At 58.8% G+C, this 9,073-nt stretch carries 7 protein-coding genes; 5 read left to right on the plus strand and 2 right to left on the minus strand.

Annotated features, from left to right (window positions below; all coding sequences use genetic code 11):
- Positions 1-312: 312 nt before the first annotated feature.
- Together WBB95_RS13080 and WBB95_RS13085 are read right to left on the minus strand one after the other, a co-directional pair.
- A complete protein-coding gene (locus tag WBB95_RS13080; RefSeq protein WP_424487958.1) occupies positions 313-1,533 on the minus strand; it encodes a CaiB/BaiF CoA transferase family protein in 1,221 nt (406 codons plus the stop codon).
- A gap of 12 nt (positions 1,534-1,545) precedes the next feature.
- Positions 1,546-2,727: an acyl-CoA dehydrogenase gene (locus WBB95_RS13085; protein WP_424487959.1), complete on the minus strand. Its 1,182-nt coding sequence runs from the start codon at positions 2,725-2,727 to the stop codon at positions 1,546-1,548.
- A gap of 157 nt (positions 2,728-2,884) precedes the next feature.
- On the opposite strand from WBB95_RS13085, the gene WBB95_RS13090 reads away from it, so the two are divergent.
- The 5 genes from WBB95_RS13090 to WBB95_RS13110 all read left to right on the plus strand — a co-directional run bounded on the left by WBB95_RS13090 (position 2,885) and on the right by WBB95_RS13110 (position 8,863).
- The gene (locus WBB95_RS13090) at positions 2,885-3,784 is read left to right on the plus strand and encodes a LysR family transcriptional regulator (protein ID WP_424487960.1); all 900 of its coding nucleotides are present in this window, start codon (positions 2,885-2,887) and stop codon (positions 3,782-3,784) included.
- Between the two features lie 452 nt (positions 3,785-4,236).
- Entirely contained in the window at positions 4,237-5,358 is a 1,122-nt protein-coding gene (locus WBB95_RS13095; protein ID WP_424487961.1) for a Re/Si-specific NAD(P)(+) transhydrogenase subunit alpha, read from the plus strand.
- A 15-nt stretch (positions 5,359-5,373) separates the two neighbouring features.
- Positions 5,374-5,697 (plus strand): NAD(P) transhydrogenase subunit alpha, encoded by a 324-nt coding sequence (locus WBB95_RS13100; protein ID WP_003170836.1) that lies wholly within the window; start codon positions 5,374-5,376, stop codon positions 5,695-5,697.
- On the plus strand, positions 5,694-7,130 hold the full coding sequence (locus WBB95_RS13105; protein WP_424487962.1) for an NAD(P)(+) transhydrogenase (Re/Si-specific) subunit beta: 1,437 nt from the start codon (positions 5,694-5,696) through the stop codon (positions 7,128-7,130). Before WBB95_RS13100 ends, WBB95_RS13105 begins: the two co-directional genes overlap by 4 nt.
- Positions 7,131-7,369: 239 nt before the next feature.
- A complete protein-coding gene (locus tag WBB95_RS13110) occupies positions 7,370-8,863 on the plus strand; it encodes an acetyl-CoA hydrolase/transferase family protein (RefSeq protein ID WP_424487963.1) in 1,494 nt (497 codons plus the stop codon).
- Positions 8,864-9,073: the final 210 nt, after the last annotated feature.

The following is a 9,073-nucleotide window of genomic DNA, read 5'->3' on the forward strand; positions in this document are numbered from 1 at the left end:
CACGCTGCTGTCAACACCTCTTTTTCTCCGCTTTCGACCGAGAAGATCGAAACGTCAATAGAGCCAAACAACACCGCTCTACCAACTCCTTCTGGGCTTCGATGATCTGAAGCAACTCGCTGTCGAATCTCGCATAACTCTTTGTTTACCAAGGAGTTTTCCGTTTCGACTGCGCCGGAAGTGGGGCGAATTATAGACTTCCAGAATCTGCCGTCAACCCCCTAATTACGCCTTTCTATCAATAAGTCAGGATTGATTAAAAAATCACCAATAAAGCGCCTAAATACGCCCTATCTATATAGAAGGGGATATTCAGATAACGCCAGCTTCCTTTAGAGCAGCTACATGCACCGCCCCCAAACCAAGCACACTCTGCAGTACCTGAGCCGTATGCTCCCCCAAAAGAGGAGGCGCACTGCGGTACTCCACGGGCGTCTTGGACAAGCGGATGGGACTGGCCACCTGAGGCACCATCCCCGCCAGCGCATGCGGCAACGCCATCGCCAACCCTCGCGCCTTGACCTGGGGATCGGCAAACACCTGGGCCAGATCATTGATAGGCCCACAAGGCACGCCGACCCGCTCCAGCTGTGACACCCATTCCACCGTTGTCTTGAAAACCGTAGCCTGACGAATCAGCGGAATCAGCACCGCTCGATTAGCCACCCGCACCTTATTAGTAGCAAAGCGCGGATCATCCGCCCACTGCGGCTGCCCGGCCACCTCTGCGAACTTGCGAAACTGCCCGTCATTGCCCACGGTCAGGATGAAGTCGCCATCCGCCGTGGGAAAGTCCTGATAGGGCACTATATTCGGATGAGCATTACCCAGCCGCTTCGGCGACTCCCCCGTCGTCAGGTAATTCATCGCCTGGTTCGCCAGGCAGGCCACCTGTACATCCAGCAATGCCATGTCGATATGTTGCCCGCCGCCGTCATGGTCGCGATGAGCCAGCGCCGCCAGTATCGCTACCGTCGAGTAAAGCCCTGTCAGGATATCGGTCAGCGCTACACCAACCTTCACCGGCCCGGCGCCGTCATCCCCCTCAGGCCGACCCGTAAGACTCATCAACCCACCCAGGCCCTGGATCATGAAGTCATAGCCTGCACGCGTCGCATAGGGGCCTGTCTGACCAAAGCCTGTGATCGAGCAGTAGATCAACTCCGGGTTGATCTCCTTCAGCGATTCATAATCGAGCCCATACGCTGCCAGACCGCCCACCTTGAAGTTCTCGATCAGGATGTCGGACTTGGCCGCGAGATCACGCACCAGCTTCTGCCCCTCCGGCCGCGTGAAGTCGATGGTCACCGACTCTTTGTTACGGTTGGCCGACAGGTAATACGCTGCCTCACTGGTGTTCTCACCGTAGGCATCCTTAAGGAAGGGTGGCCCCCAGGCACGCGTGTCATCACCATTGCCCGGCCGCTCGACCTTGATGACCTCAGCCCCAAGGTCCGCAAGGATCTGCCCGGACCAAGGGCCCGCCAGTACTCGCGATAAATCCAGTACCCGCAGATGCGAAAGCGCGCCCATGCCGTGCTCCTATTAATAGAAGGCCTGAAGACCGGTTTGCGCGCGCCCGAGAATCAAGGCGTGCACGTCATGGGTACCTTCATAGGTATTGACCACTTCCAGGTTGACCAGATGACGCGCCACCCCAAACTCATCGGAAATGCCGTTGCCCCCGAGCATGTCGCGCGCCATACGCGCGATATCCAAGGACTTGCCGCACGAGTTGCGCTTCATGATCGACGTGATCTCAACTGCCGCCGTCCCTTCGTCCTTCATGCGACCCAGGCGCAGGCAGCCCTGCAAGGCCAGCGTGATCTCGGTCTGCATATCGGCCAGCTTTTTCTGGATCAACTGAGTCGCCGCCAACGGACGGCCGAACTGGTGACGGTCCAACGTGTACTGGCGAGCGGTATGCCAGCAGAACTCGGCGGCACCCAGCGCTCCCCAGGAGATGCCATAACGGGCCGAGTTGAGGCAGGTGAAAGGCCCCTTCAAACCACGCACATCCGGGAAGATGTTCTCTTCCGGCACGAACACGTTGTCCATGACGATCTCGCCGGTGATGGAAGCGCGCAGGCCGACCTTGCCGTGGATCGCCGGCGCGCTCAGGCCCTTCCAGCCTTTCTCCAAGACAAACCCGCGGATATCACCGGCATCGTCCTTGCCCCACACCACAAACACATCCGCGATCGGGCTGTTGGTGATCCACATCTTGGCGCCGGTCAGGCTGTAGCCGCCGTCCACTTTACGTGCCCGAGTAATCATCGCGCCCGGATCAGAGCCGTGATTGGGTTCTGTCAGGCCGAAGCAACCGATCCATTCGCCGGAAGCCAGCTTCGGCAAGTACTTCTGTTTTTGCGCCTCAGTGCCGAATTCGTTGATCGGCACCATGACCAGTGAAGATTGCACACTCATCATCGAGCGATAGCCGGAGTCGACACGCTCGACCTCGCGGGCAATCAACCCATAACAGACATAGTTCAAGCCACTGCCACCGTACTGTTCCGGGATCATCGCGCCGAGCAGGCCGGTTTCGCCCATCTCACGGAAAATGGCAGTGTCGGTCTTCTCATGACGGAAGGCTTCGAGCACACGCGGCGCCAGCTTGTCCTGGGCGAATTGCTCAGCACTGTCGCGCACCATGCGCTCTTCTTCGGTGAGCTGTTGATCCAGCAACAGTGGATCGATCCAGTTGAAGCTTGCCTTGCCAGCCATGAATAAGTCCTCGCAGGGAAAATCAGAAGTCGTGGATGCAGCCTAGGCCGGGCAAGCGAAGAGGGCAAACGAGGTTTCTGCATAGGCTTGTGCTAATTTCTCACTTCGAAACCACCGAGAAGCGCGCAGATGCGCTTTATATGTGAGCACCCGGTACATGCGCAGAAAAATTCCCAGCACCACCGCCCTTGTGAGTTTTGAAGCCGCAGCCCGCCACGAGAGCTTTACCAAGGCGGCGCATGAGCTTTCGATCACCCAGGGCGCGATCTGCCGACAAATCGCCAGCCTTGAAGAGTTTTTAAGTGTCGAGCTGTTTCGACGCTCCCGGCGCGGGGTAAAACTGACGGAAGCAGGGCTGTCTTACAGCCGCCGTGTTGCCACGCAGCTGGACGCAGTTGAGCGTGACACCTTGTCGATCATGGGGCAGCAGGGCGCCAACGTCATCGAACTGGCCGTGGTGCCCACGTTTGGCACTCAATGGCTGATTCCGCGCCTGAAAGACTTTCAACATCAGCACCCCGAAGTGACGGTCAACCTCACCAACCGCACACGCCCCTTCCTGTTTGCCGACACTGACTTCGATGCTGCGATCTACTTTGGCGATGCCGACTGGTCCGGCACCGAATCGCATCGGCTGATGGGTGAGAACCCCGTGCCTGTGTGCAGCCCACGCTTACTGGGCGGCCGCACCCACTTCAGCCCTCAGGAGATCGCAGAGCTGGCGCTGCTGCAGCAAACCACTCGGCCTTACGCCTGGCGCCAATGGTTCAACGCCCAGCAACTGAACGTGCCTCGCGACATGACAGGCCCGCGTTACGAGCTATTCTCGATGTTGTCCCAGGCGGCCATGCATGATATGGGCATCGCGCTGATTCCACCGTTCCTGATCCAGCGCGAGCTGGAAGAGCACCGGCTAGTGATTGCAAACCCCGAGGCGCTGAGCAGCTCAAAAGCGTATTACCTGATGATTCCTGAGAGAAAGGTCGAATCTGCCTCATTGCATGCGTTCAGAGACTGGCTGATTGACCAGTCACAGCGCTACAGCCCCAGTATTTAAAGGCATACCTCATTTTGCTGACCCTGTAGTCAAATTAATTTACACCCTACAGATATACGTATATGTCGCATTTAAACAGACTGTATCTGTCCATTAGAAATCCGGTTAAAAGCCATGAGATTAAAGGCTTGCAGCGACTATCAGCTGCCAATACACGACCATTCACACCAACCATGCCAAAAAGCGCCATAAACACCTGAAGCCCTTTAAACACCTGTATTTAAAGAGGTTATTTGAGGGCATTGCGACAATCAGTCACAGGGTGACTTGTAGTTAATTTTTCGTCACCCGTCATAATCCCTTGATGGCCGTAAAGTTCGCCTGCAAAATGCCGCGCCCCGCTGTCATTTCAACGGGATCGTGCTGATCGGCCGCCCCAGCTGCGCCACTCACGGTGCACTGGCCTTTTTACAAAAAGATCAAAAGCAAAAAGATCATGCAGGAGATTTGACGTGCACATTGGTGTTCCTCTCGAAACCCAGACCGGTGAAACGCGGGTGGCTGCCACCCCGGAAACCATCAAGAAACTGATCGGCCAGGGCCATAAGGTCACTGTACAAAGCGGAGCAGGCCTCAAGGCCAGCGTCGTCGACAGTGCCTATGAAACGGCAGGCGCAACCCTTGGCAGTGCCAACGATGCGTTTGGCGCCGAGCTGATTCTCAAGGTGGTCGCCCCCAGCGACAGCGAACTCTCGCTGATCAAAAGCGGCACCGTGTTGGTGGGCATGCTCAATCCGTTCAGCAACGAAACCATTGCCAGGCTGGCCGAGCACGGCATCACCGCCTTCGCGCTTGAAGCGGCGCCGCGTACCTCGCGGGCCCAGAGCCTCGACGTGCTGTCATCTCAAGCCAACATCGCCGGCTATAAAGCCGTGTTGCTGGCTGCCCACCATTACCCGCGCTTCATGCCAATGCTGATGACGGCGGCGGGCACCGTGAAAGCCGCGCGCGTGCTGATCCTGGGTGCTGGCGTCGCAGGCTTGCAGGCCATTGCCACGGCGAAACGCCTGGGTGCGGTCATCGAAGCGTCCGACGTACGGCCGGCGGTGAAAGAGCAGATCGAGTCCCTCGGCGCGAAGTTTGTCGACGTGCCCTACGAAACCGATGAAGAGCGCGAGTGCGCCGTCGGCGTCGGCGGTTATGCGCGCCCGATGCCGAGCAGCTGGATGCAGCGCCAGGCCCTGGCCGTGCATGAGCGTGCCAAGCTGGCCGATATCGTGATCACCACCGCCCTGATCCCCGGTCGCAAAGCGCCGACCCTGCTCAGCGCCGAGACTGTCGCGCAGATGAAGCCCGGCTCGGTGGTCATCGACCTCGCCGCCGCCCAGGGTGGCAACTGCCCGCTGACTGTCGCCGACCAAGTGGTCGTGGAAAACGGCGTGATCATTTGCGGCCCGACCAACCTGGCCGGTGCCGTGGCTGCCGACGCTTCGGCCTTGTATGCGCGCAACCTGCTGGACTTCCTGAAGCTGGTCTTCAACAAGGAAGGGCAGTTTGAAATCAACCTCGAAGACGACATCGTCGCCGCGTGCCTGATGTGCCGCGACGGCCAAGTCATCCGCAAAAACGCCTAAGCAAGGATTCAGACGATGGAAGAGCTTATCTCCCCCGGTATCTACAACCTGATCATCTTTGTGCTGGCGATTTATGTCGGTTACCACGTGGTCTGGAACGTCACGCCCGCGCTGCACACGCCATTGATGGCAGTGACCAACGCTATTTCCGCGATCGTAATCGTCGGCGCCATGCTGGCCGCCGCGCTGACCGTGACACCATTGGGCAAGACCATGGGCACCCTGGCCGTGGCCTTGGCGGCAGTCAATGTGTTCGGCGGTTTTCTGGTTACCCGCAGGATGCTTGAGATGTTCAAGAAGAAAGCCCCGAAAGTAAAAGAAGAGGCGCCATCGTCATGAGCATGAATCTGGTCACGACGCTCTACCTGATCGCGTCGATCTGCTTTATCCAGGCCCTCAAAGGCTTGTCACATCCAACTACCTCGCGGCGCGGCAACCTGTTCGGCATGCTCGGCATGGCGCTGGCGGTCCTCACCACCGTGGGCCTCATCTATAAACTCGGCGCTGAGCTGGCCACCGCCGGCATCGGCTACGTGATTGTTGGCCTGCTGGTCGGCGGCACGGCCGGCTCGATCATGGCCAAGCGTGTGGAAATGACCAAGATGCCGGAACTGGTGGCGTTCATGCACAGCATGATCGGCCTGGCTGCGGTGTTTATCGCCATTGCGGCGGTGGTCGAGCCGCAATCCCTGGGCATCGTCAAACACCTGGGTGATTCGATCCCCGCAGGCAACCGCCTGGAACTGTTCCTCGGCGCGGCCATCGGTGCGATTACGTTCTCGGGCTCGGTGATCGCCTTCGGCAAGCTGTCCGGCAAATACAAGTTCCGCCTGTTCCAGGGCGCACCGGTACAGTTCAGCGGCCAGCACAAGTTGAACCTGGTACTCGGCCTGCTCACGCTGGGCTTGGGCCTGGCGTTCATGTTCACCGGCAACCTCAGTGCCTTCGCCCTGATGCTGGCCCTGGCCTTCGTGCTCGGCGTACTGATCATCATCCCGATCGGCGGCGCGGACATGCCGGTGGTCGTCTCGATGCTCAACAGTTATTCGGGCTGGGCGGCGGCGGGTATCGGCTTTTCGCTGAACAACTCGATGCTGATCATCGCCGGCTCCCTCGTCGGTTCCAGCGGCGCGATCCTGTCGTACATCATGTGCAAGGCGATGAACCGCTCCTTCTTTAATGTACTGCTCGGTGGTTTCGGCAATACGCCGGACGCCGCCGCTGCAGCGGGTTCGAAAGAAGCGCGCCCGGTGAAGTCCGGCTCGGCCGACGACGCGACGTTCCTGCTGACCAACGCCGACACCGTGATCATTGTTCCGGGCTACGGCCTGGCAGTAGCGCGGGCGCAACATGCGCTCAAAGAGCTGACCGAGAAGCTGACCCATCGTGGCGTCACCGTGAAGTACGCGATCCACCCGGTGGCAGGCCGTATGCCGGGCCATATGAACGTGCTGCTGGCCGAGGCGGAAGTGCCTTACGACCAAGTGTTCGAGATGGAAGACATCAACTCCGAGTTCGGCCAAGCCGACGTGGTGCTGGTGCTCGGCGCGAACGACGTGGTCAACCCGGCCGCCAAGAATGACCCGACCTCGCCGATTGCCGGCATGCCGATCCTGGAAGCGTTCAAGGCCAAGACGATCATCGTCAACAAGCGCTCGATGGCCAGCGGCTACGCCGGCCTGGATAACGAGTTGTTCTACCTGGACAAGACCATGATGGTCTTCGGCGACGCCAAGAAGGTCATCGAAGACATGGTCAAAGCCGTCGAATAACACTGCGCCAGCGCAATACACGAAACCCTGGCCTCCCGTAGGCTGGGGTTTTTTTTGATCGTTCCCATGCTCTGCGTGGGAATGCATTCCGGGATGCTCTGTGTGCTGCTTTGCGCACACGCATGAAACCCGACCAAAGGCTCTAAATCGCTGCCCGGCATTCGACCATGGTAGCGGGCCGAAACTTTTTGAAATCACTAAACTGCGCACCTTGCTTCCGTAGCCCGAGATAACAATCCATGTACCGTGATCGTATCCGCTTGCCTTCGTTGTTGAACAAGGTCATGAGCGCGGCAGACGCCGCCGCACTGATCGAGGACGGCATGACCGTCGGCATGAGCGGCTTCACCCGTGCCGGTGAAGCCAAGGCCGTCCCCCACGCCCTGGCCGAACGCGCCAAGACTTCTCCGCTGAAAATCACCCTGATGACCGGCGCCAGCCTGGGCAACGACCTGGACAAGCAACTGACCGAAGCCGGCGTGCTGTCCCGTCGCATGCCGTTTCAGGTCGACAGCACCTTGCGCAAGGCGATCAACGCCGGCCAGGTGATGTTCATTGACCAACACTTGTCGGAAACGGTCGAACAACTGCGCAACAACCAGCTCAAGTTGCCGGACATTGCGGTGATCGAAGCCGTCGCCATCACCGAGCAAGGGCACATCGTGCCGACAACCTCCGTGGGCAACTCGGCCAGCTTTGCGATTTTCGCCAAGCAGGTAATCGTCGAGATCAACCTCGCGCACAACCCGAACCTGGAAGGGCTGCACGACATCTATATCCCCACCTACCGGCCGACGCGCACGCCGATCCCGCTGGTGAAAGTCGACGACCGCATTGGCAGCACCGCGATTCCGATCCCGCCGGAGAAAATCGTCGCCATCGTGATCACCAACCAGCCTGATTCGGCCTCCACCGTGACGCCGCCCGACGCCGATACCCAAGGCATCGCCAACCACCTGATCAACTTCCTCAAGCAGGAAGTCGACGCTGGCCGCATGACCAACAAGCTCGGCCCGCTGCAGGCCGGGATCGGCAACATCGCCAACGCGGTGATGTGCGGCCTGATCGAGTCACCATTCGAAGACCTGACCATGTACTCGGAAGTGTTACAGGATTCGACGTTCGACCTGATTGATGCCGGCAAGCTGAGCTTCGCCTCCGGCAGTTCGATCACCTTGTCGGAGCGCCGCAATGCCGACGTGTTCGGCAACCTGGAACACTACAAGGACAAGCTGGTGCTGCGCCCGCAGGAGATTTCCAACCATCCTGAAGTGGTAAGGCGCCTGGGCATTATCGGTATCAACACCGCGCTGGAGTTCGACATCTATGGCAACGTCAACTCCACCCACGTCTGCGGCACGCGGATGATGAATGGCATTGGCGGCTCCGGGGATTTCGCGCGCAATGCGCATTTGGCAATCTTCGTGACCAAGTCGATTGCCAAAGGTGGCGCGATTTCCAGCGTGGTGCCGATGGTCAGCCACGTGGACCACACCGAGCATGACGTCGACATCCTCGTGACCGAAGTAGGGCTCGCCGACCTGCGCGGCCTGGCGCCACGCGAGCGCGCACGAGTGATCATCGACAACTGTGTGCACCCGGCGTACCGCGATGCGCTGAACAGTTACTTCAACGCCGCCTGCGCCATTGGCGGCCATACCCCGCATATTCTGCGAGAAGCACTGAGTTGGCACATTAACCTGGAAGAAACCGGGCATATGCTCAAGGCGTAATTCATACAGATCCGAGCTGATGCGCACACAGCTTCATCAGCTCGGCACACCAACGTCACGATTCGCAAAAAACTGTACTGCTGTACCGGTCTTTTCCTACCGAAATATCCTACACATCTCGACGAAACTGCCTATTTCGCACTGTTAGAGTGCAGACAGGTACAGTTGCCCCATTTCTGTACAGTACAGCGCTTATAAACAGTTAACTGG

The sequence above is a fragment of the Pseudomonas sp. genome (genome assembly GCF_049645325.1).
Classification (GTDB): Bacteria; Pseudomonadota; Gammaproteobacteria; order Pseudomonadales; family Pseudomonadaceae; genus Aquipseudomonas.